The 22249-nt window shown below is 51.8% G+C and carries 20 protein-coding genes; 6 read left to right on the top strand and 14 right to left on the bottom strand.

The window, feature by feature from the left end:
- Window positions 1–37: 37 nt before the first annotated feature.
- From CVU69_10020 to glpX, 13 genes are all read right to left on the bottom strand, one after another.
- Window positions 38–928: a hypothetical protein gene (locus tag CVU69_10020; GenBank protein PKN11938.1), complete on the bottom strand. Its 891-nt coding sequence runs from the start codon at window positions 926–928 to the stop codon at window positions 38–40.
- On the bottom strand, window positions 915–1619 hold the full coding sequence (gene ftsE, locus CVU69_10015) for a cell division ATP-binding protein FtsE (GenBank protein ID PKN11937.1): 705 nt from the start codon (window positions 1617–1619) through the stop codon (window positions 915–917). Before ftsE ends, CVU69_10020 begins: the two co-directional genes overlap by 14 nt.
- 7 nt (window positions 1620–1626) lie before the next feature.
- Window positions 1627–2034 carry a general secretion pathway protein GspG gene (locus tag CVU69_10010; GenBank protein ID PKN11936.1) on the bottom strand — a complete coding sequence of 136 codons (408 nt, stop codon included), beginning with the start codon at window positions 2032–2034 and terminating at the stop codon, window positions 1627–1629.
- Window positions 2035–2041: 7 nt separating this feature from the next.
- Entirely contained in the window at window positions 2042–2527 is a 486-nt protein-coding gene (locus CVU69_10005) for a general secretion pathway protein GspG (GenBank protein ID PKN11958.1), read from the bottom strand.
- A 25-nt stretch (window positions 2528–2552) separates the two neighbouring features.
- Window positions 2553–4964, bottom strand: coding sequence for a type II secretion system protein (locus tag CVU69_10000; GenBank protein ID PKN11935.1), 2412 nt, complete (start codon window positions 4962–4964; stop codon window positions 2553–2555).
- Window positions 4964–5743, bottom strand: coding sequence for a hypothetical protein (locus CVU69_09995; GenBank protein PKN11934.1), 780 nt, complete (start codon window positions 5741–5743; stop codon window positions 4964–4966). Before CVU69_09995 ends, CVU69_10000 begins: the two co-directional genes overlap by 1 nt.
- On the bottom strand, window positions 5740–6303 hold the full coding sequence (locus CVU69_09990) for a hypothetical protein (GenBank protein ID PKN11933.1): 564 nt from the start codon (window positions 6301–6303) through the stop codon (window positions 5740–5742). Before CVU69_09990 ends, CVU69_09995 begins: the two co-directional genes overlap by 4 nt.
- Complete coding sequence (locus tag CVU69_09985) at window positions 6293–6850, bottom strand: hypothetical protein (protein PKN11932.1); 558 nt, start codon at window positions 6848–6850, stop codon at window positions 6293–6295. Before CVU69_09985 ends, CVU69_09990 begins: the two co-directional genes overlap by 11 nt.
- Window positions 6851–6861: 11 nt before the next feature.
- Window positions 6862–7779: a hypothetical protein gene (locus CVU69_09980; GenBank protein PKN11931.1), complete on the bottom strand. Its 918-nt coding sequence runs from the start codon at window positions 7777–7779 to the stop codon at window positions 6862–6864.
- Entirely contained in the window at window positions 7776–9626 is a 1851-nt protein-coding gene (locus CVU69_09975) for a pilus assembly protein PilB (GenBank protein PKN11957.1), read from the bottom strand. Before CVU69_09975 ends, CVU69_09980 begins: the two co-directional genes overlap by 4 nt.
- A 117-nt stretch (window positions 9627–9743) precedes the next feature.
- Complete coding sequence (locus tag CVU69_09970; protein ID PKN11930.1) at window positions 9744–10955, bottom strand: type II secretion system F family protein; 1212 nt, start codon at window positions 10953–10955, stop codon at window positions 9744–9746.
- A gap of 97 nt (window positions 10956–11052) precedes the next feature.
- The gene (locus CVU69_09965; protein PKN11929.1) at window positions 11053–11889 is read right to left on the bottom strand and encodes a transport-associated protein; all 837 of its coding nucleotides are present in this window, start codon (window positions 11887–11889) and stop codon (window positions 11053–11055) included.
- A 77-nt stretch (window positions 11890–11966) separates the two neighbouring features.
- A complete protein-coding gene (glpX, locus tag CVU69_09960) occupies window positions 11967–12920 on the bottom strand; it encodes a fructose-bisphosphatase class II (protein PKN11928.1) in 954 nt (317 codons plus the stop codon).
- A 61-nt stretch (window positions 12921–12981) separates the two neighbouring features.
- Here glpX and CVU69_09955 point away from each other — a divergent pair, with 61 nt between their 5' ends.
- From CVU69_09955 to CVU69_09945, 3 genes are all read left to right on the top strand, one after another.
- Window positions 12982–13497, top strand: a complete 516-nt coding sequence (locus CVU69_09955) for a rhodanese-like domain-containing protein (GenBank protein PKN11927.1) — start codon at window positions 12982–12984, stop codon at window positions 13495–13497.
- Between the two features lie 78 nt (window positions 13498–13575).
- A complete protein-coding gene (gene trpE, locus CVU69_09950) occupies window positions 13576–15054 on the top strand; it encodes an anthranilate synthase component I (protein PKN11926.1) in 1479 nt (492 codons plus the stop codon).
- Window positions 15055–15140: 86 nt separating this feature from the next.
- Window positions 15141–15911 (top strand): polysaccharide deacetylase, encoded by a 771-nt coding sequence (locus CVU69_09945; protein ID PKN11925.1) that lies wholly within the window; start codon window positions 15141–15143, stop codon window positions 15909–15911.
- Window positions 15912–15959: 48 nt separating this feature from the next.
- Here CVU69_09945 and CVU69_09940 read toward each other — a convergent pair whose 3' ends face one another.
- On the bottom strand, window positions 15960–16874 hold the full coding sequence (locus tag CVU69_09940) for an MBL fold metallo-hydrolase (protein PKN11924.1): 915 nt from the start codon (window positions 16872–16874) through the stop codon (window positions 15960–15962).
- 353 nt (window positions 16875–17227) lie between these two features.
- On the opposite strand from CVU69_09940, the gene CVU69_09935 reads away from it, so the two are divergent.
- The 3 genes from CVU69_09935 to CVU69_09925 all read left to right on the top strand — a co-directional run bounded on the left by CVU69_09935 (window position 17228) and on the right by CVU69_09925 (window position 22078).
- The gene (locus CVU69_09935) at window positions 17228–19828 is read left to right on the top strand and encodes a ribonuclease E (protein PKN11923.1); all 2601 of its coding nucleotides are present in this window, start codon (window positions 17228–17230) and stop codon (window positions 19826–19828) included.
- A 28-nt stretch (window positions 19829–19856) separates the two neighbouring features.
- Entirely contained in the window at window positions 19857–20945 is a 1089-nt protein-coding gene (leuB, locus tag CVU69_09930) for a 3-isopropylmalate dehydrogenase (protein PKN11922.1), read from the top strand.
- A 113-nt stretch (window positions 20946–21058) separates the two neighbouring features.
- Entirely contained in the window at window positions 21059–22078 is a 1020-nt protein-coding gene (locus CVU69_09925; protein ID PKN11921.1) for an aspartate-semialdehyde dehydrogenase, read from the top strand.
- The last annotated feature ends 171 nt before the right edge of the window (window positions 22079–22249 follow it).

The following is a 22249-nucleotide window of genomic DNA, read 5'->3' as shown; positions in this document are numbered from 1 at the left end:
CACCAAAAAGGGGCAGTACCAATTTACTTATTTTTTATTATACTTTCGACAGGCGCCGCATCGCAACAAAACTTGCGAAAAAACCCAGAGCGGCACCACCGATAATCAAGGAAATCTGCCAAAGGGGCGGGAGAAAGACGATACGTTCGACTCCGAGTAACTGCAGTAAAGAAAGGAGTCCCTGCTGCAACCCGACTTGATAAAAAAGATAAACCAGAGAAAGGGCAATTGTCCCTCCCAAAATACCGAGAACTCCCCCTTCGAGCAAAAAGGGGAGTCCGATATAAAGAGGAGTGGCGCCGAGTAAGCGAAACACCTCTATCTCGCTCTTTCGCGTCAGCAAAATAAGCCGGATGGTCGTGGCAACGATTAAAAAAGCGGATAAAAAAAGGAATACTCCAAGGATTGTACCACTTATGCGCATAAGCCGCCGCGCAGCATCGAAACGCTCTATCCACTCTGAACCATAGTGAATGTCCCGCCACTCGTTTTTTTGCGCGATCCGGGCAACGAGAAGTTTTACTGCATCGCGCTGACGAAACTCCGGTCGCAGTTTTAACGTAAATGATGCCGGCAGGACATCGTTGCCAATGCCACTGAGAAGTGAGGCATCATTGCCAAGACGTGCGCTGAAGCGCTGCAACGCCTCCGCAGATGAGACGTAGGTCACTTCTTCCGTCTCGGCCATGCTGCCCAGGGCCGTCTGCCACTGACGAGCAAGTATTTCATCCGGGGGAGGATCAAGATAGATAATAACCTGAAAATCACGACTCCAGTCCCCAACAGCCCTTTGCATATTAAGGCTGATGAGGGCAAAGAGGGCAATCAGTGTCAGGGCGACGGCCACCGAGGTGACCCCCATCAAGGTGAACCATGGATGTTGACGTAATGGGGTGAGACCCCGTTTGAACAGGTCAATTCCCGACATGTGCCCTCTCTGTTTGCAAAATTGTTTCTAGAGAGATGTCGTTATCAAGTTGTCCATTGACCAGATGCAGGGTGCGCCTCGGAGAGCGTCGAAGAATACTGTAATCGTGTGTTGCCATCAATATGGTCGTACCGCGAGCATTAGCCCCTTTGAAAAGTTCGAGAATTCCGGCCATATGTTCTGGATCGATATTCCCGGTCGGTTCATCTGCCAAAAGAACTACGGGATCGACAATCAAGGCGCGGGCAATTGCCACCCGCTGCTGCTCACCCGCAGACAGTTGTTGCGGCAGGGTACGCATTTTATGTTCAAGGCCTACGTAGTTCAGTGATTGCAATACTCGTTTATTGATTTCTCCTTGTCCCTTTCCCTGAATTTCCAGGGGAAGAGCCACATTTTCAAAGATATTTCGCTCGGGGAGCAATTTGAAATCCTGAAAGACCAGTCCCAGCTTCCGCCGTAACTGTGCAAGCGCAAAGGAATTGCATCGACAGACATTAATGCCGTTAATGGCAATCTTTCCAGTAACGGGGCGTTCAGCACCATAAAGAAGACGGAGAAGTGTCGACTTTCCGGAACCGGAAGTCCCCGTCACATACACAAACTCCCCCTTGACCAAGGTAAAAGAGATATTTGTCAGTACAGAGCGGTCACGGCCATAATTCTTGCCAAGATTGCTGACTTGAATCATCTGCAGGCTACCATTCCTGATACGGTCGCCCGTCAAGGCCAATAAGGTCACTGCCGCTATGAACATCAAAGACGGAGCCGGGAGGAATACGCCCCTCATCATCCGCTTCCGGGCCGACAACTTGCCAGCTGTCCCGCGTGCGGGTAAACGGATCGACAGGAATATCGTAGAGATATTTGTCCTGCACCAGATTCTCCAGGGCATCGGGATAAGTCAGCCGATCGGCATAATAGGCGTCAATTGCCCGTCGCATCTGGTAAAGATTTTCACTTAAGATCGTTTCGCGGGCCTTAATGACACTCTGCTTGTAACTCGGCACCGCAATTGATGCGAGGATCCCCAGAATCAGCATCACTGCCAGAAGCTCAATCAGGGTAAAGCCGCGTTTTGATGTAAATTTTCTAAATGAAATCATTAGGTTATCACCAGATATTATAGGGTGTGCCATCAAGTCCAATCTCTGTGCTTTGTGTAAAGACATCAAAGACATCTTCCCCCCCCCAACTCAGCGATTCAGGATCGTCCGCCATTGATCGCATGCCCCACCCATCATCATTTTCATCAAAGGGGTCGCGGGGAATCCGCCGTAAATATTTCCTTTTAAAAGGGTACAGATCTCCCCATTGTTCGCCGGTGACTAACTCTTCAAGCTCCTTGGGGTAGCCGGTATCACCAAGGGTAGGGATAATCTTCTGCGCTTTAACCGCCCGATCATAGTCGCTTTTGTACTGATCGATCGCAGTACGCATTTCACGAAGTGAGCGCCTTAACTCGATCTCGCGCGTCCGCCTGACCGTTGTAGCGGCAAGAGGGATCACAGCCGAAGCGAGGATAGCCAGGATCGTCATGGCAATGATCACTTCGATCAGAGTCAATCCTGCTTTTCCGCGCCGGTTCCCCACTTTCAGAAGAATATTTATTCCCCCTCGCAAACTACTTAACCTCAACTGTCAAAGGAGTGACAAGAACCTTTAAACGTTGGCCAGATGTATTGCGCAAATTCAGGCGATCAACAGAAAACTGCCCGACCCCGGGAGCCTTGGCTTTAAAGACTACGCTAAGGAGTGTGCCATCGCCAGAGACACCGCTACCGCCGGCTTCCTGTTTATAGCCGACCATCAACTCTCCCTTACCTTGCACCGGGTTGCTGCTAAAGACGGTCGCAATTCCGTCACGATTGAGTAAATCTCCTTCAATTACAGTCACCAACTCAAAAAGATTTTGATCAAAGGTAACAAAGAGCGGGGCGCTGAAGAGGCTGTTCATCTCAAGTCCGGTGATAATAACTTCAATTTCATCCCCTACGCTCATTTGACCAGGGCCGATCAGAAGGAGAGAACCATCTGTAGCGGCGAGAGGGCCGTCATCCGGTTGCACTGCCGCTGGCCCAACTGACGGAATAACGACTGGATCATCATTCTTCGGGGAGGAAAGAACAGGCGCCTCCACCGGTTGACTTTGTGGCGGGGTTATAGCTGCTTCATCCTCATAAGAGGTAAAAGCACCAAAGACCGGCCCGGACTTTAGATCATCCTCTCTCCCCGACCATAAGGTCCCGACTCCGGCGGAGGGAACAACAATATTCTGAACGATATGTGGGGTAATCGAGAGAAGAAGCTCCCGTTTATTCTTGGAATTATTGTGATTCGTAAAGAGTGTGCCAATAAACGGCAGGTCACTGAGTAAAACGATGCCGCTGCGACTTTTGCTGGTGTCATCACGAATCAGACCGCCGATAATTGTCCGCTCACCATCTTTGAGCGTCAAGACCGTGTTGGCATTGGTGCTGGTCAGGGTGAGAACCTGTGTCCCGCGACTCGTGGTTTGACGGCCTGAAACACTGCTCACCTCCAGCTCCACCTTGGTGACAACTGAATTATCCAGCTGTATGGTCGGCTCAATGTTGAGTTTGACCCCGACATCGACGTAGGCAACGCTGTCAGTAAAGACGTCGCCGTTGGCGGTGACCGTAATGACCGGTTCCTTACTGCCGATATGAACCTTGGCCTTCTCCTTGTTCTTCACCCGAATTTTCGGATTCGCCAAAATCTCGGCATCAGTCCGCGTTTTGAGAAAATCAAAGGTCAGTGTCGGTAATGAATAATAAGAGCTAAGTCCACTCAAACCATTGATCCCGCCGCTCACCAGATTTTTTGTTGAGCCGCCGGAAGATAATGACGAACCGACGATAACATCTGCCGAGGTTGTCGTTGTTGTCCCCGATGTTCCGGTGGTCACAATCTCTCCGGGCTTACCGAGACCGAAACTGATCGAGGCCGGACTGAGCAAGGGACCGAGCTTTAGGGCACTACTGTCATTCACTTCGATCATTTCCAGATCAAACATGACCTCAGCATCAGCACGATCAGCGGCTTCAAGCATCTGACCGGCCAACTTGATCACATCGGCAGTATCACGAATAATAATTGCGTTCAATTCTTCGTGAACATAAACCTTGCGTAATTGTAACATGGTCCGCAGCAGATTGACCGCCTTCTTGGCGTCAATATTGGAAAGATAAAAAGTCTGGATCAAATGATCTGTAAATTGTTTGTCACCATCTTTCGAGCGCGAATAGATGATAATTGTACGGGAATTGAGGACTTTTTTCCCAAGTTTGTTCATTTGCATGATCAACTCGAGAGCCTGCGGAAAGGAAACTTCCGCAAGATCAAAGGTGAAACTCTGTCTCTTCAGACTTTCGTCGAGGATAAAATTCACTCCGGAAAGTTTGGAGAGAATATTGAAAGCATCTTTAATGTCGGTATTTTTAAACTTGAGTGAAATCGGTTTGGTGGAGGTGACATCGAGTTCCACACCATCGATGATGGTCTTGGGCGTGTTTTGAACTTTCGCCCGAAGCCCTAATGCCGCTACATTTTCCGGATCGATGAGTAATGCTTGATCGATACTGTTTTTGGCCTGCGGCAAACGCCGATTTTTCAGCAAATCGTCCGCTTGCTGAACTAATCTGTCGACTTTAAGGATCTCTTCTGCTATCGCAAGCTCATTCGTGGCAGCAACAAGGGTTTTGTCATATTCAAGGGCGCGACGAAATTCCGTCGCCGCCTCCGCTGCCTGCCGTTCCTTTAGCAATCGCCGCCCTTCTTCAAGATGTTGCCAAGCGGCCTTGTTAAGGGCTTCGCTCAGTCGCAGGCGATATTCCTGTCGATCCGGAGCAGTCTCTACCGCCTCCATATAGTTGAGGACCGACTTATCATAATTGCCTTGTGCATAAAAATCCTGTCCTCGTGAATAAGCCCGTGACCCGGCACATCCGGATAACTGCAGCGCCAGAAGCATAATTGACAGGAGGAGAAGGAGCGATCTAGTTTTGGGTTTCATTAGTTATCCTCTTCAGGTTGAATCTGATCTTCAGTTGGTAATACATCATCAGGAATAGGGAGTGATTCGGTCTGATCCTGCTGGTAGCTTTCCGGCGCCGCCTCTGGCGGTTCTTGCCAGGAATTAGACGGTGAAATAGACGGTCCGGACTGAAAAGGAATAGCTGAAAACGGCTCTTGATCGATTAATTTGATCGAAAAATCGCCCACACCGTCCTTGCGTAACTCCAAGGTCGTATCAGTGATATTAACAACGTAATATTTGCGATCACGTCCTAAATATTCACCCTTGCGCACCAGGAGAATCTCCCCGTCCACTGATAAAAATATGGTCTTCTTTTCTCCCTTTTTAAAAAAACCGACAAACTTGTAACGGGCAAGCTCTTTCTGTGCAATCTCCTGCGGCGACGGCTGTCGTGGTGGAGGAGGTGGTGGAGCAACAAAGACCGGGGGAACAATCACTGCCGGCGGCTTCTCAATAATTATTTCTATCTCCTCTTCGAGCTGACTTCCAACAATGTCAGCAGAGAAGAGGTTACGCCGCACCCCGGGATAAGGCTGGGATTTCCGCTCAAGCAAATCGGTACGTAAACGCGGAAAATTTTTCTCACCGGGGGGAGTTGTCTTTTTTCCTGGCTGTTGCTTCTTCGCCTGAGGTTGCTGAAAGGATTTTTCATCACTGGTCGTGACCCTTTCCTGTTTCGGCATCTGCAGATAGCCATAGATCAAGGCAGCGATAAAGGCTGCAATCAGGAAGCCGAGAAAGCGTTTTGACTTCATTCTTTCCCCTCCATCCCGAAATAGGTCGTAAGACTCAAACTCAACGAAACCAACGCTGCACCTTCTTCTCCTCTAGCGGCGTTAAGGGTCATCTGCTCAATCACGACCAGACGCTTTGACTCCTCAAGACCATAAATAAATCGTTTCAGTTCGTCATAGGTTCCAGTCAGGGAAAATTTAAGAGCGTAGGCTAGGAGACCGGAGTCAGGGAGTTCTTTTTGAGTATAACCGATCTGGCTGATTTCGAGATTACTTTGCTCAGCCAACACATAAAGATCACCAATCAACTCACTGAAGTCACGAAGAGACGGTAGCAGGGCGCTGAAACTGGCATAATCCTTTACACCTTGTTCATATGCCTGCTGTGGGGCAAGAGCTTCACTTGTACGCAATTGCTGCTGTAAAAGAGCAAGGCTTCTTTCAGTCTTTTCAAGTTTCGGGGCCACCCCAAAATTAAGGAGTGAAAAAAGAAGAATATTCAACCCCAATAAGCCAGCAAGGCCCATAAGCAGAAAACGATGCGCCGACCAGACAGCGACCAGGACCGGTTTACGATTCATCACCGCCCCTTTTCTTCAGTTCAATTGAGAACTCAATCCCGCCGTCAAGATCATCTTTCGTCTTTTCGGTCCGTTGTTGCTTTAAATACACCTGCGTGAAGACCTCGGAGCGGGTCAAATTGTCGATAAAGTGGCGCAGGTCGGTAACAGAGGCAGCGACCCCATTCAACTTCAATATCCCGGTTTTGTAATCCGGTTGCAGACCGCGAATACTGATGCCCTCAGCCAAATGGGCTTCAAGATGGTCAAGGAGAGCCGTCCAGCGATAGTTGTCACGAAGCAACAGTTCATTGGCGACCTCGATCCGTTGCGCCATCTGGGCAAGAGCAGCACCACTGATTTCAAGCTGTTGGCCGGCGCCCTGCTTCTGATCGCGCAAATCGTCCAGACGTAATTCAATTTGCCGCGTTCGGCTGCTATCTCTAATGACGCTCGTGGTATTGACAATCAACAAGCCGAGCAAAAAAAGGCCCAGGAGTAGAAAGACCACTTTGAGTCGACGGTGATTGACATAGGTACCGGTGGCAAGATTCAGTGAGTAATTCATTGGTTCAAGTCCTAAATCATCTGCTCGGCAGCACCGATTGCGGCAGTCAAACCGCGCAGGCGCCAGTTCGGCCAGTCCGATGGTTGTGAAACGATCCGATCGATATGAGGGTCAAGAAGAACAACATCGCGTTGAAAAGCCGCCCGAAAGATATTGAGAACCCCTTCCGTTTCAGCCAGATCGCTTTGGAGGAAAACCTCTGCCCGTTTCAAACCGGGATAATCCTCTTGTGCACCGACCAGGGCACGGGAAACTTCCTGAAAAATTGCCGTTCTATCATCGCCGACCTTGCGAAATCGATGGTAAAGCGGTACCCGTGCCTGGCTATATTCAAAGCTGAGCAGGCCGGATTCAAGGATCAGAAGGACACTCTCATCCGGTTGTTCAAGGCGAGTGCGGTAGTAATTATGCAAAAAGGTGGAATGAAAACCGACTAGGACCGGGAAATATCCGGCGGCAGTTATGACAGATTCATACTCCTCCAGAACATTCCGGGCAATCGCCGCTACGAGAAGGCGTTTACGCCCGTCTTCACGTTGATCAAGGACTTGAAAATCAAGAACCGTTGCCTCCGGATCTGCCGGAAGATGGGACTTAAGCTGCCACTTGATAATCTTTTCCCCTTCGGATTTATTGGCAAATGGGGTTTCAACCTCGACTGTAAATAAACGACCGACGGTCTCTGGAAGAAGTAGGGCCAAACGCTCTTCTCCGCCGGCAATCGGGTCGAGAAGTTCCTTGACTGCTGCTTTCAAGCGGTTTGGATCACTGATATTTTTTGTCCGTGGTGACGGTAGTAAAAGACCGGGCTCAAGTGCCATCAACCGAGCCCCTTCAAGGATCGGATGTTTGCGTTTACCTGTCAGGGAAACAGCCCGTAAATCCTCTTGGCGCAGATCAAGAGCAAGATGACGTCTGGGGAAGATCATGCGATCTCCTCTTCGGCAAAGGTGATACGATTAATTTCACGTAGACTGGAAATGCCTTCTACGACCTTCTCGATTGCGGACTGCCGCAAAAAAATCGTTCCGGCAGCTCGGGCTGCTGCTTTTAACTGGGTTGCCGGTGCGCGCGTGACGATTAATTCACGCAGATCATCATTGAGATCGAGAAGTTCGACAACAGCAGCGCGACCATGGTAACCGGTTCCGTTGCATGATGAGCACCCTCTCCCTTCATAAAAGGAGTGATGACGATGAAGTTCCGGATTCAGACCGTTTTCGCGTAATTCGTCATCCGTGTAAAAGACTTCAGTTTTGCATTTGGTGCAAATCTTCCGCACCAAACGCTGAGCCAGGACACAATTAAGACAAGAAACAAAATTATGCGGTTCGATCCCCATGTGCAAAAAACGACCAAGAACGTCAAAAGTATTATTGGCATGGACGGTTGTAAAGACGAGATGTCCGGTCAAAGCTGATTGTACCGCAATTTGTGCGGTTTCCGGATCACGAATTTCGCCGACCAGAATCTTGTCAGGATCATGTCTTAAGATTGAACGCAAACCTCGGGCAAAGGTCAGCCCTTTCTTTTCATTAACTGGAATTTGCACCACACCTTTCAGTTGATATTCGACAGGATCCTCGATGGTAATAACCTTCTCCTCTTCACTGTTAATCTCGGAAAGGGCCGCATACAGAGTCGTAGTCTTGCCGCTACCGGTCGGTCCCGTCACCAGAATCATGCCGTAAGGCTCACGAATCATCCGCCGCAGTCGATCTTTCTCCCGAACGGAAATTCCCAGAGAATCGAGTGTAAGACCTTTGAGGTCCTCAGCAATACTTTCCTTGTCGAGAATACGGATAACCGCATCCTCACCAAAGACACTTGGCATGATCGAGACACGAAAATCGATAGATTTAGCCCCGAGACGCACTTTGAAGCGACCATCCTGTGGAATGCGTCGTTCAGAAATATCAAGTTCACTCATGACCTTGATACGAGAGATAATCGGACCCTGAAAACGTCCATCAAGAGGCTCAGTGGCACGAAAGAGTACACCGTCTACACGATATTTAATAATAACGCCATCAAGACTTGACTCGATATGGATATCACTGGCCCGCTTGTTGAGGGCGTCGAAGAGAGTTGAATCGATCAGACGAATGATCGGACTGGTATCGGCCGTCATCTTTTCAATCGACAGAACTTCATCACCCTTGTCTGTCTCTTTAATCAGATGCAACTTAAAATCTTCGGAAACCTCTTTAAGAACTCGATTGGAACCCTCTGATCTTTCGATCAATTTCTGTATGCGACTCTGTGTTGCGACCAAGAGGATCAAGGGAGTGCCAAGTTGCAATTCCAATTCATCAAGACGTTTGACATCGACAGGATCGGCAACAGCAACAATTAAACTCCCCATCCGCCGGCGCACTGGAATAAACTGATAGCGGGCGAGCAGGCCTGACGGTAAAGAGGCGACAAGATCGGTGTCTATGACGAAGCCATCCAGACTGAGAAACCCCAGATGAAACTGACGCGCCAGAGCCTGGGCAACCTGATCCTCAACAAGAAAACCTTCACGCAGAGCCACTTCCCCGAAGCGCCCGCCTAAAAGGGCCGCCTGCTCCAGAATGCGCTCAACCTCTGCAGGAGCAAGCGCACCCATCTCAACCAGAACTTCGCCAATCTTGCGTCGTTGCGGAAAGTCCTCTGTCAAGGACAAGAAAGATTCATTGAGGCCCCGTTCGGTAATGGCGCGATGTAAAAGATCCGCATCATAAAAACCCAAAGAATGACCGGCTTCGCCAAAGTACTCACTAGTCTCTGCCATGCGCCGTTGGATTTCCGGAATTTGTTCCGAGGTCAATCCTCCCAGGTCAATGAGGATACGGCCAATATTTTTTTTCTGATTCGCCATGCGAATAATAACCTTTATGACAAAGAAATTCTAACGGACCGTACCGGCCAACTGAAAAATGGGGATATACATGGCAACAACAATGGCACCGATAACAATACCCATGGTCATCATCATCAACGGCTCAACCATAGTTGTCAATCGATCAAGGCGGCGTTCAACTTCAGATTCGTAATAATCGGCCACGTCCCAAAGCATTTCAGCCAAGGCTCCCGTCGATTCACCAACCCCGATCATACGTAATGCCAATCCCGGAAAAAAATCGCCTTCAGAAATCGCTTGCGAAATCGAAGCACCCTCTTCTATGCGCCGGATAGCAACCGTCATTTTGCCTTCGAGGAGACGATTGTTGAGTGTTCCTCGCGCCATGCTCATTGCTTGCACAATCGGAATACCACTTAACAGCGTCGTCCCGAAAGTTCGGCAAAAACCGAGGGTCGCATAGTCGATTACCAACTTGCCAAGAAACGGGATACGAAGAAAGAGCTTATCCTTCCAAAGTATTCCCGAAGCACTGCGCAAATAACTCTTCAACAGCAAGAAGGTGACAACGACCATAGGAAGAAGTATCGGCAAACCGGAAATCAGGGAGTTGGATAAGGTGATCAGGATTCGTGTCGCTAACGGCAGGACGGCATTGGCATCTGCGTAGATCTGGCTAAAGCTGGGGATAACATAAAAGAGTAAAAAAAGGACTACAGTTATGACTGCAATACTTAAAAGGATAGGATAGAAGATGGCGCTTTTGACCTTGGCACGAATCGCCTCGACCCTTTTTTGATAAACGATAAAGCGACCAAGGGTGACCGGCAGATCGCCGGACTTTTCACCGGCCTTGATTGATGCAATGTACAGATGAGGAAAGAGGTGGGAATGCTTACTGAAAGATTCGGAAAGGACAGCACCGCCACGAATTTCTTCCCGGATATCACGTAATGCGTCACGGAACAAGCCAGGTTCCATCCGCTCCGTAACCGCATCGAGAACTTGAAGAATTGGCAGACCGGATCGCAGCAGAACAAGCAATTCCTGGTTAAACGTTAAGAAATCCCTGCCTGAAGGGCGACCGCTATCGATAAGTCTGCTACCAACATTCTGCCACCACAATTTCTTGCGAATGTCAAAAACGTAAAAACCCTGCTCTTCAAGGCTTTCACGCAAAGTTAAAGCACTGACAGCTTCAAATTCTTTTTCCAGCACGCGACCGTCACTACACCCGATTTTACATTTAAATAATGGCATAAAATAAATGTACCACTTAATTGATAGGTTTATATAAACAAGCAGGGAGGATACGACTGCCTGTTTATAAAATGACGGTATCTTCCTGCTATTCTGACTAGTTTTCCTGGGGGGTTGTTTCGTAAGCGCGAATTTCAAGGTGATCTATGATCTCCTTGATTCCTTCGACTGTGCGTAAAATCTTGTGAACCTCTGCCCGCTGTTGACTGCTATGAACATGCCCACCTAATGCGGCGACGCCATCGACAACATCAAGATGGAAATGATAATAGTGTAAACCATGCAACAATCCACTGGATAACAGTTTGACTTCTCCCCGCTTGGCAAGAATTCTATCGCGCAGAATCTTTTTGGCGCCCTCCTTCATCTCAAGAAGATTCTGGTCTCGCACCCCTTCACAGATCAACTTGACTGCTGTCTCTTCCGTGATCCGTGAAGTATTAATAACGAGATCATACTCTAACGGATCAGTCCAATCCCGATTGAAATAATACTTGATGAACCCGGCGCGTTGCTGATCACTTCTGCGCACAAGAATTCTCGCAAGTTCCGGATCGAGCCATTCCCGCTCCGCCCAGCGCTCAACCCTTTCCTCGAAAGGTGCTGTAATCCGCACCCGCAAAATATTGTCGACTCCCTTGAGTAAATCCTGACCGCCCCGGCCGTAAACAATAATATTCCCCTTCAGCGCATACTCAAGGATAATCAGTTCAATTTGTCGCTGAGCAACTTCAAGATTTTTATCGGCCTCATCAAGGAATGCCAAGGGTTTTTCGTCAACCGCTGCAAACGATTCCAAGGTCAGACCGTAATTCATCGCAACGCTGGCAATTGTATCGCCGTCAACCAGGGTATAACCTAATTCTTCGGCCGTGGCTTGGACGATGGGGATGCCGGCGCTCCCCATCTCACGGGAAATGGTAATAATCGCCATAATTCTCCTCGATTAGATGAATGGTAAGTGAAGTTCGCGGATAATAGCACCACGTTCGGGAGTTGGCAAGCCGTCCTTTAATAGAGGGGCTTATAATCAAAATAGTGCAGACTACTGACAAATCGGACCGTACGACTTTTGGAGCGCATAACCACCGAATGGGTCTCGGCCCCGCCGGAAAAATAGCGCACCCCCTTTAAAAGATCGCCGGTGGTGACACCCGTGGCGGCAAAAAAGACATTCCCCCGAGCCATATCCTCGGCATTATAAACCCGATCAAAATCAGTAATCCCCATCGTCACCGCCCGTTCCCGTTCATGATCATCCATAAAAACGAGACGTCCTTGCATGTCGCCACCCATACATTTAAGCGCTGCAGCGGCCAGAACCCCTTCCGGAGCGCCGCCAATCCCCATCAACATATCAACGCCGCTACCGGCAACCGCCGCAGCAATAGCCGGGGCGACATCGCCATCTGAAATCAAATGGATCCTTGCCCCGGCCTTGCGAATCTCCGCAACCATCTTGTCGTGCCGGGGACGATCAATGATAACCACCGTCAGGTCCTCAACATAACACTTCTTGGCATCAGCAACCCGTTGCAAATTTTCCGTAGGGGAAGCATCAAGGTCAATGACACCGCAGGCATCCGGTCCAACGACGATCTTCTCCATATACATATCCGGCGCATTTAAAAAACCGCCTTTCGGAGCCATGGCAATCGTCGTAATCGCCCCACTCGTCCCCTTGGCGCAGATATTTGTTCCTTCCAGCGGATCAACGGCAATATCGACGCAGGGAGAAGAACCGTCTCCGACTTTTTCACCGATATAGAGCATCGGCGCTTCATCCATCTCGCCCTCGCCAATCACTACGGTGCCGTCAATAGCCATCGAATCGAGAGTGCGACGCATGGCGTTGGTCGCGGCTTCGTCGGCGGCGTTCTTATCCCCCTTTCCGACCCAACGGCCGGAAGCCAGGGCTGCGGCCTCGGTGACTCGTATCAATTCAAGTGCGAGATTACGATCCATGTAAAGCTGCTCTCCTTCTCTGGTTACAACCTGAAATTTTGCCGCATCATGTCATAAGACGATGAAGATCTCAAGACACCTCCCCACCCCTTCAATCTGTTATAAAAATTGTAACTGGACAATATTCCGCAAATTGAATATTTTAAAAAGTCATTTTTATCTGCAAGGAGATCATCCCATGCTCCGGTCCCTATTCAAAAGTTTCTTCCTTGCTGTTTTGTCAATGAGTGTACTGACAACAGCTGCCATAGCATCTTTGCAAAACATCAATGCGGCTGAAATGCAGAAAATCACGAAACAGAGTCCGGATATCTATCTTCTGGATGTCCGTACTCTCGGCGAATATCAGCAAAAACGCATCAAGGGCGCGCGCTTGATCCCGATCGATCAGGTACAAAACCGCATCAAAGATATCCCAAAAAATCGCCCGATTATTGTTTACTGTGAAACCGGCGTACGTAGCGCCCTGGTTGGCCGCTACCTCGACAGCCTCGGTTACCAAGGCGTTTACAACCTCAGTCAAGGGATCATGGGATGGCAGGTGCGCGGTTATCCGATCGAAACCGGCATGCCGTAATCTCTCTTCCCAATTCTTGACCGCTCTTCACTTTGCGTGGTAATTTATCCCACTTTTTCATAAAGCAGGGATGACCTTATGACTTTCGCACCTGAACTCAATCGCTTCATAGAACTTTCCGCTCAAGGCAACCTCATTCCCGTCTGGCGTGAAATTCTTGCGGATATGGAGACACCGGTCTCGGCCTTCCGTAAAATAGATCGAGGATCTGCCTCCTTTTTGCTGGAGAGTATCGAGGGGGGCGAAAAATGGGCGCGCTACTCCTTTCTTGGCAGTGGTGAACGGATCTTCCGCTGCCGCGGCGAATTAGTCGAACTGCTCGAAGGCGAGCGCGTCGTCCACAGTTTTACGGCTGCCGATCCTCTCGCTGCCCTCCGCGACTTTATGCTCCCGTTTCAACCGGTTCAACTTGATGAACTCCCCCGCTTCTGTGGCGGCGCCGTCGGATACCTCGGTTACGACATGGTCCGCTTCATCGAGAAACTGCCCGATGGCAACCCGCGTGAAATCGAAAGTTATGACGCCTGCTTCCTGTTGACAGAAAAACTCCTGATTTTCGACAATATGCGCCAGAAGATCAAAGTCGTTTGTAATGTACACATCCAGGCGAATGAAGACCCGAGGGATGCTTATGCCCGCGGTACCCGTGAAATTGATGCTCTGATTGCCATTCTACGCACCCCTCTGCCGGCTCCGCCGGAGCCGGTCGTCGCCAAAGAGACAGACCTGGTCCCCAACTTTACTGGTCCGTCCTTCCACGCGGCTGTCGAGAAGTGTAAAGAATATATTCGCGCCGGCGACATCTTTCAGGTCGTTTTATCGCAACGCTTTTCCGGTGACCTGACCGTCGATCCCTTTGACATCTATCGGGCGCTGCGCACCATCAATCCCTCCCCGTACATGTTTTATCTCCGTTTTGGCGAAACTCTCGTCATCGGTGCCTCACCGGAAGTTCTGGTGCGCAAAGAAGGATCACTCGTCGAAGTCCGGCCGATCGCCGGGACACGACCACGGGGCATGACTCCGGATGAAGATCGCCAATTTGAGACCGATCTCCTGGCTGACCCCAAAGAACGGGCTGAACACATTATGCTTGTCGATCTCGGCCGCAATGATATCGGCCGGGTGGCCCTGCCAGGGACGGTGGAAGTCAGCGAACTCATGGTCGTGGAGCGCTACTCCCACGTCATGCACATCGTCTCGAATGTCCGCGGTGAACTTCGCCCCGAACTCGATGCTTTCGATGTTTTCCGCGCCGCCTTCCCGGCCGGCACCCTCTCCGGTTCACCAAAAATCCGCGCCATGGAGATTATCGACGAACTCGAGCCCTGTCGGCGCGAAATCTACGGTGGTGCGGTCGGTTACTTCTCCTTCTCCGGCAACATGGATATGGCGATTGCCATCAGGACATTAGTCGTGCAGGATGGCCGCGTTCATCTTCAGGCCGGGGCAGGGATCGTTGCCGACTCCGATCCGGAAGCCGAATATCAGGAAACGATCAATAAAGCCCGTGCGGTGGTGCGGGCGATTGAAATGGCACAAAACGGCCTTAATTAATTCACAAGTGCCACCCTCAGCCCCTCCTCAAGCAAGGAGGGGCTGAGGGTGGCAAGGTATCTTATCAAAATAATCGGAATTTAATTATGCGATCGATTTTCTCGGCTTTTTTACTGCTGCTCATTCTCCTTCCCGCCCCGCTCCTGGCCGGCGAGATTAATGTGCCGATCCTTCTATATCATCGCTTTGGCCCCACTGTCGCCGACAGCATGACGATCACCACTCCGGTATTTATTGAGCATTTAGAGTACCTGAAAAAGAACGGTTACACCGTCATCCCTTTACGGCGACTGGTCAACTATCTCAACAAGAGCGATCTCAAACCCTTACCAAAAAAACCGGTGGTGATTGTTGCCGACGATGCCCACAAATCCGCCTATACAGTCATGTATCCACTGGCAAAAAAATATCAGACTCCGGTGACCCTCTTCACCTACCCTTCGGCCATTTCCAATGCCAATTACGCCATGACCTGGGAGGAATTACGCGAGGTCGACAAGAGTGGTCTTTTCGACATTCAATCCCATACCTTCTGGCACCCGAACTTCAAACAGGAAAAGAAGCGCCTGAGCAAGGTTGAATATGAAAAACTCGTCGATGTGCAGTTGATCAAGGCGAAGAAGAAGCTGGAAAAGGAGATCGGCAAGAGCGTCGATACCTTGGCTTGGCCCTTCGGTATTTACGACGAGGAGTTGATTAAAAGAGCTACGACTGCCGGCTATACTGCGCTCTTAACGATTGAGGCCCGCCCGGTGAAGAATGGTGAACGCCTCGCTGCCCTCCCCCGCTTTCTCCTCTCCAACCAGGATCGTGGAAGCCGTTTTGTCAGAATTGTCGAGAAGGCGTCAGGCGGCTGACGGCTTGTTGTTTTATTAGCCACAAAGTTCTAAATCTGGCGCGCTTCGTTACGAGGCCGCCAGATTTTTTCGTTCAGTCTCTGTTAATCCGTCGACATATTCGATCATTCCCCGCAATGAATTCCCGAGGAAGTAGCGTTCGCGAACCAGGATGTCTTCCGGCAACTGGTCGACATTGCGATAATAGTCATCGTGCGTCCGCAACCAGGCAATGATCATTTCTTCGCGATCTTCCGGCACTGCCGTCGCCGTCGCTGCCACCCCGCGTACCCAGAGATTGAGCTGTGCACTGGCGATCCGTAGATATTTCCCAGCCTCGTTGACCAGACCATAGTGGGCAAAGACTAAGCGCTGCGGTTCCAGAGCGATCATCTTTGCCAGAGACTTTTGCGCGACAACAGGGATAAAGCGCGGCGGCGTCGCCGGGCGCATGAAGATTCCCGATTCGAGCGGATAGTGGACACCGGCGACTTCACCGGCAAAGAGAAGATCACCAACCTGAAAGGAGAGATGGTGCGGGGCATGGCCCGGGGTTATCCACACCCGACAGGGACCGACCTCCTTACGAAACGAAATACGTTCAGCGGGAACAGCAACAATCTCACCATACGCTTCAGCCAGTGAGCCGAGAACCTTCAGTGTCCCCTGCCAGAGTTTCTCCGGCGCAATGAGATGACGGATCCCTTCGGGATGGCAGATCACCTGAGCTTTCGGAAAGGCGGCAAGGAGCGCACCTGTCCCTCCGGCATGATCGATATGAATATGAGTAAGAAGGATATAGTCGAGATCTTTGACGCCGTTTTTACGCAGTTCTGCCAGTAGGTGTGGAATCGTCGCAAGCGGACCGGGATCAACGACAAAAGTCAGGCCGTTGTCGCGATAAAGCCATGCACTGATAAATTGACGGAAGCCTCGCTGCGAGGGCAGGTCGAGGTCAATACAGATCGGTTCCTGAACACGCATATATTTCTCCTTACGTGAAAAACATCGAGGTAATGTGGCGGAATTGTCTCCGGAGAGCAACCGTTTGTCAATCCTGCCGCTTTATAGCGAATATTTTCTATCAATTGAAGACCTTGGCACTGTTCAATGGCCATTTTCTCTGTTATAGTTCCGCGGCAAAAATCGTTTTAAGAATCATCACACCATAACGCAACGGGCTTTTTTAGTCCTGGCGATAGAATGATTTTGTGGCGCACTGCACGACTGACGGTGATAAAGCCTTTCCCGACACGGTCGTGATACACGCGCTGACCGGGGTTCTTCCCCGCAACACCTATTCAAGGCCGGCGTCCCCGTCGTCCGAAAGGATTTCCATGAGTAAGAAGATGCTGGTGAACGCCACCCAGCCCGAAGAGAATCGGGTGGCGATTGTCGAGGACGGTATTTTGACCGAACTCGACATCGAAGTTGTTGGCCGGGAACAGACCCGGGGGAATATTTACAAGGCGACTGTTGTCCGTGTTGAAAGCGGATTACAGGCCGCCTTTGTCGATTATGGCGGACTGCGCCTCGGTTTTTTGCAGATGGGAGAGATCCATCCTGATCTTTTCAAGGCTGCCGATCCGAATGAAGAGCGCAAGGGGCGATTGCGCATCACCGATGTCCTCCGTCGCGGCCAGGAGATTCTTGTCCAGGTCGTCAAAGGGGAACGCGGCAACAAGGGGGCAGCCCTCACCACCTACCTTTCTCTTGCCGGTCGCTATATGGTGTTGATGCCGGAGAGCGACAGCACCGGTGTTTCACGCAAGATTGAAGAGGATTCTGTACGCAAAAAGCTTAAAGCGACGATGAACTCCCTTGATCTGCCAAAGAACATGGGCTACATCGTCCGCACTGCCGGCGTCGACCAGACCAAAGAAGAGCTGAAACGCGACTTCGACTATCTGGTGCGCGTTTATGAAAACATCCTCGCCCTGGCAAAAAAAGCCAAAACACCGGCTTTGATCTACAAGGAATCGAATCTGGTGATCCGCTCCATTCGCGACTACTTCACTCCCGATATCGATGAAGTCCTCGTCGATGATCCCAAAGTGGCGCAGGAAGCGAAAGATTTCCTCCAGCAGGTCATGCCGGAATGCGTCAAACTCGTCAAACTTCACCAGGAAAAACGTCCGATCTTCTCCCGCTATCAGATCGAAGAACAAATCGAAATCATCTCCCGCAATAAAGTCCTGCTCCCTTCCGGCGGTTCCATCGTCATCGACCGCACTGAAGCTTTGGTGGCGATCGATGTCAACTCCGGTAAGATGGCGGGCGAACAGGGCGTCGAGGCCACCGCCTATAAAACCAACCTTGAAGCCGCCGTTGAAGTTGGTCGACAACTCCGCCTGCGCGATCTCGGCGGCCTGATCGTCATCGACTTTATCGACATGCGCGAACGGAAGAACAATCGTGATGTCGAAAAGGCCATCAAGGAATCGATGAAGACCGATAAAGCCAAAGTCTCTTTCGGCAAGATCAGCTCCTTTGGCCTGCTGGAGATGAGCCGGCAACGGATCAAGGATGCTCTCGCCGAAGGGACTTTTCTTGTCTGCCCCCATTGTGAGGGGAGCGGCCGGCTCAAAAGCCCGGAAGCCCAGGCGGTGGCAGCACTCCGTAAGATTCAGGGGGGTCTCGCCAAGGGGCACATTGCCCGTATCGAAGTCGATATCCCTCTCGATGCGGCCAACTATCTCCTCAATGCCATGCGTGATGAGCTCTTTGAGCTTGAACAACGCAATCAACTCGAAATCATAGTGCGCGGCCGCGCCGACATGATCGCCAGCCAGATCGAGATCGTCTGCATCCGTCGTGAAAAAGAGGACGAGCTTTACCTGCAACCGGTAACAGCCAGCAATGACGAAGAACAGGCTCCCCGCTCCGAAGTCGTTGTCGCCGAAAAACCGGCCGAGCAGACATCGGCTACAGTTGCAGTAGCTGAGAAAAGGAAACGTGGTGGACGTGGCAAGAAAGCAGCTCAAAGCGAAGAAATTATTGCGGATGTTGCGGCGCTAGAAGTAGAAGCCCTGCCCGCCCGTGCTGAAGCAACTGACGTATTAGAAGTAGCAGACTCAAACGAGGTCCCCGAAAGCACTGAGGCTGAAGGCGACAAGAAAAAGCGCAAACGGCGGCGGAAGAAGAAAAAAAGCACAACTCCGCTGACGGATGAAGCGCTGACGGATGAGGAACAAGAAGTCTCCCCGGACAAAGAAGATGAGGAAGAACAGGGTGTTGACGAGGAGACCGCGGCCGCTACGACTGAAGACAGCGAAGCACCGGCTAAAAAGAAACGCCGGCGCAAACGGAAGAAGAAGGTGACGGTTGTCAGCAATGAGATCATTCCGGGTCTCCTGGCTGAAGAGATTGTCTCTGCTCCGACGGAACAGTCCGAAGCGACAGAGAAGCCCGTGACTGAGCAGGAAGCCGAAGCCAAAAAGAAACGTAAGCGTCGCCGCAAAAAGCGGACCCCGGCAACGGCTGGGGATGTGAACATTGCTGAAGACGATGAGACGACCCCGACTCCTCCCGCCACAGTGGCAGTCGAAGTCGTTGCTGCCCCGGCGGAAGCTGCCGAGAGCAACGAAGAGGACAAGACACGAAGAAAAGTAGCAAGGAGACCGCGCCAGCCAAAGGCATCCGCAGAGATTGCTACTGAACTCCCTCCGACCCTGATGGTCGAAGTTCCTGCTGAAGAGAAACCGAAGCGGACACCTGCGAAAAAAGCAGCCAAGTTACCGGCACCGAATGTGGAGACTCCCGCCGTGGAGAGCAAACCGGTTCCGGTCAAGGCGAAAGCGCCAAGAGCCGTCAAGACCAAGACGGTGAAAGTAGCGGTGACGCCTGAAATTACGGAAAACACCGCGCCAAAGAAGACACGGACACCGCGCAAAAAGAAGAGCAATGATTCTGAAGACGCCCCCGCAACCGGGGAATAATATCAGCGAATAAGGAGAGTAATCAGACATGGCCCAGACGTATAAAGTTGCAGTTCTTTCCGGTGACGGTATCGGTCCGGAAGTAATGAATGAAGCCCTGCGCGTCCTTGACGCTATCGAGAAGAAGTACAACGTCGCCTTCACCCGCACCCCCGCCAATGTCGGCGGCGCCGGGATCGACAAGGAAGGCAAAGCGCTGCCGCAGACGACCATCGATATCTGCAAGGCTTCCGACGCCATCCTCTTCGGCTCGGTCGGCGGCCCGAAGTGGGAGTCCCTCCCCCCCGATGAACAACCCGAGCGCGGTGCCCTCCTCCCCCTGCGCAAGATTTTCGGCCTCTACGCCAACCTCCGCCCGGCGATCATCTTCCCCTCTCTGACCGGCGCTTCCAGTCTCAAGGAAGAAGTCATTAGCGGCGGCTTTAACATCCTCGTCATCCGTGAGCTCACCGGCGGCATCTACTTTTCCCAGCCCAAAGGGATCGAAGGGGTCGGCCGTGAGCGTGTCGGCGTCGACACTATGCGCTACAGCGTTGCCGAGATCGAACGCATCACCCATGTCGCCTTCCAGGCCGCCCGCAAGCGTGGCAAGAAGGTCTGCTCCATCGACAAAGCCAACGTCCTTTCCACCTCGGTCCTGTGGCGTGAAGTCGTTATCGGCATCGCCAAGGATTATCCCGATGTCGAGCTAACCCATATGTACGTCGACAACGCCGCCATGCAGCTGGTCAAGTGGCCGAAGCAGTTCGATGTCATCCTCTGTGAAAACATGTTCGGCGACATCCTCTCCGACGAAGCGGCGATGCTCACCGGCTCCCTCGGCATGCTCCCATCTGCCTCCCTGGCAGAAGGGACCTTCGGTATGTACGAGCCTTCTGGCGGCAGCGCCCCGGATATCGCCGGCCAAGGGATTGCCAACCCCATCGCCCAGATCCTCTCGGCCGGGATGATGCTCAAGTTCTCCTTCGGGATGCTCGAGGCTGCCGATGCCATCGACAACGCCGTCGCCAAAGTCCTCGATCAGGGGATCCGCACCCGCGACATCTTCTCTAAGTTGCCGGGCGAGAAGCTCGTCAATACCAGAGAGATGGGCGACGCGATCATCGCTGCCTTGTAGGGGCGAGGCGGTGCCTCGACCAGGGCGACCCACCGGGTCGCCCCTACCAACAGAATGATTACCCGTGAGGGGCGCAGCGTGCTGCGCCCCTCACGCATTCAGGAGTGAACGATATGTCGAAAAAATACAACGTCGCCATCGTCGGCGCCACCGGCGCCGTCGGCAACGAGATCATCCGCGTCCTCGAAGAGCGGGACTTCCCGGTCGACGAACTCCGCCTCATCGCATCGGAGCGCTCCGATGGCGACTTCCTGGAATTCCGCGACGAATCGATCATGGTTCAGGCCCTCAATCAAGGTTCCTTTGACGGGATCGATCTGGTTTTCTTTACCGCCGGTGCCGAGCGCTCCAAGGACTTCTGCCCGATCGCCGCCACTGCCGGAGCAATCTGTATCGACCTCTCCAGTGCCTGGCGCAGCGACGACGACATCCCTCTGGTTGTTCCTGAAGTGAATGGAGCCAGTATCGCGAATTTCCGCAACAAAGGGATCATCGCCAGTCCCAACGCGGCCACCACCCAGTTGACCATCGCCCTCAAACCGATTCATGACGCCGTCGGCCTCAAGCGGGTCGTCGTCTCCACCTACCAGGCGGTCTCGGCGACGGGCCAGAAGTCGATCGACGCCCTGCGCCTTGAAGTCGGTGAACTCCTCAACGGCCGCCCGGTGCAGCCGAAGATCTATCCGCACCAGATCGCCTTCAACTGCCTGCCGCAGATCGATGCCTTTCTCGAGGACGGTTCAACCAAAGAAGAAGAGAAGATCGTCGAGGAGACCCGCAAGGTCCTCGGATTGCCGGATCTGGCGATCAGCGCCACCGCCGTGCGGGTCCCGGTCTTCTACGGCCACAGCGAGTCGGTCAATGTCGAGACGAACGAAAAGCTGACCGCCGCTGCCGCCCACACCCTCCTCACCGTCGCTCCCGGCTGCGAAGTCATCGACGATCCGAGCCAGCTCTCCTACCCGATGCCGGTTGATGCGGCCGGTCAGGATGCCGTCCTCATCGGCCGCATCCGTGAAGATCACAGCGTCGCCAATGGTCTCAATCTCTGGACCTCCGCCGACAATCTGCGCAAAGGAGCGGCGACCAATGCCGTACAGATCGCGGAAGTGCTGATTGCGAAGCATCTGTAAACATCAACACTTCTCGCTCGAATAAATAACAAAAGCCCCCCTACGCAGCTGCGTAGGGGGGCTTTTTATGAAAAATCGACCACACCTAGCCCCTCCTTAAAAAAGGAGGGGGATTATGATCTTTAAGCTCCCCTCCTTATTCAAGGAGGGGCTGGGCGTGGTGAATGACCT

This window comes from Deltaproteobacteria bacterium HGW-Deltaproteobacteria-4 (assembly GCA_002841765.1).
In the GTDB taxonomy this organism is placed as follows: domain Bacteria; phylum Desulfobacterota; class Desulfuromonadia; order Desulfuromonadales; family UBA2197; genus UBA2197.
Note: the sequence above shows the minus strand (reverse complement) of the source record. Positions and strands in the feature narration are given on the sequence as shown.

What these genes read in the sequence shown, in the direction of transcription:
- ftsE (PKN11937.1), bottom strand. Translation starts at nt 1,619, where the DNA reads ATGATTCAAGTCAGCAATCTTGGCAAGAATTATGGCCGTGACCGCTCT.
- CVU69_09940 (PKN11924.1), bottom strand. Translation starts at nt 16,874, where the DNA reads ATGCGTGTTCAGGAACCGATCTGTATTGACCTCGACCTGCCCTCGCAG.
- CVU69_09925 (PKN11921.1), top strand. Translation starts at nt 21,059, where the DNA reads ATGTCGAAAAAATACAACGTCGCCATCGTCGGCGCCACCGGCGCCGTC.
- CVU69_10020 (PKN11938.1), bottom strand. Translation starts at nt 928, where the DNA reads ATGTCGGGAATTGACCTGTTCAAACGGGGTCTCACCCCATTACGTCAA.
- CVU69_09965 (PKN11929.1), bottom strand. Translation starts at nt 11,889, where the DNA reads ATGGCGATTATTACCATTTCCCGTGAGATGGGGAGCGCCGGCATCCCC.
- CVU69_09955 (PKN11927.1), top strand. Translation starts at nt 12,982, where the DNA reads ATGAAGATCTCAAGACACCTCCCCACCCCTTCAATCTGTTATAAAAAT.
- CVU69_09975 (PKN11957.1), bottom strand. Translation starts at nt 9,626, where the DNA reads ATGGCAGAGACTAGTGAGTACTTTGGCGAAGCCGGTCATTCTTTGGGT.
- trpE (PKN11926.1), top strand. Translation starts at nt 13,576, where the DNA reads ATGACTTTCGCACCTGAACTCAATCGCTTCATAGAACTTTCCGCTCAA.
- CVU69_09935 (PKN11923.1), top strand. Translation starts at nt 17,228, where the DNA reads ATGAGTAAGAAGATGCTGGTGAACGCCACCCAGCCCGAAGAGAATCGG.
- glpX (PKN11928.1), bottom strand. Translation starts at nt 12,920, where the DNA reads ATGGATCGTAATCTCGCACTTGAATTGATACGAGTCACCGAGGCCGCA.
- CVU69_09945 (PKN11925.1), top strand. Translation starts at nt 15,141, where the DNA reads ATGCGATCGATTTTCTCGGCTTTTTTACTGCTGCTCATTCTCCTTCCC.
- CVU69_09970 (PKN11930.1), bottom strand. Translation starts at nt 10,955, where the DNA reads ATGCCATTATTTAAATGTAAAATCGGGTGTAGTGACGGTCGCGTGCTG.
- CVU69_09990 (PKN11933.1), bottom strand. Translation starts at nt 6,303, where the DNA reads ATGAATCGTAAACCGGTCCTGGTCGCTGTCTGGTCGGCGCATCGTTTT.
- CVU69_10010 (PKN11936.1), bottom strand. Translation starts at nt 2,034, where the DNA reads ATGATTTCATTTAGAAAATTTACATCAAAACGCGGCTTTACCCTGATT.
- CVU69_09985 (PKN11932.1), bottom strand. Translation starts at nt 6,850, where the DNA reads ATGAATTACTCACTGAATCTTGCCACCGGTACCTATGTCAATCACCGT.
- CVU69_09995 (PKN11934.1), bottom strand. Translation starts at nt 5,743, where the DNA reads ATGAAGTCAAAACGCTTTCTCGGCTTCCTGATTGCAGCCTTTATCGCT.
- CVU69_09980 (PKN11931.1), bottom strand. Translation starts at nt 7,779, where the DNA reads ATGATCTTCCCCAGACGTCATCTTGCTCTTGATCTGCGCCAAGAGGAT.
- leuB (PKN11922.1), top strand. Translation starts at nt 19,857, where the DNA reads ATGGCCCAGACGTATAAAGTTGCAGTTCTTTCCGGTGACGGTATCGGT.
- CVU69_10000 (PKN11935.1), bottom strand. Translation starts at nt 4,964, where the DNA reads ATGAAACCCAAAACTAGATCGCTCCTTCTCCTCCTGTCAATTATGCTT.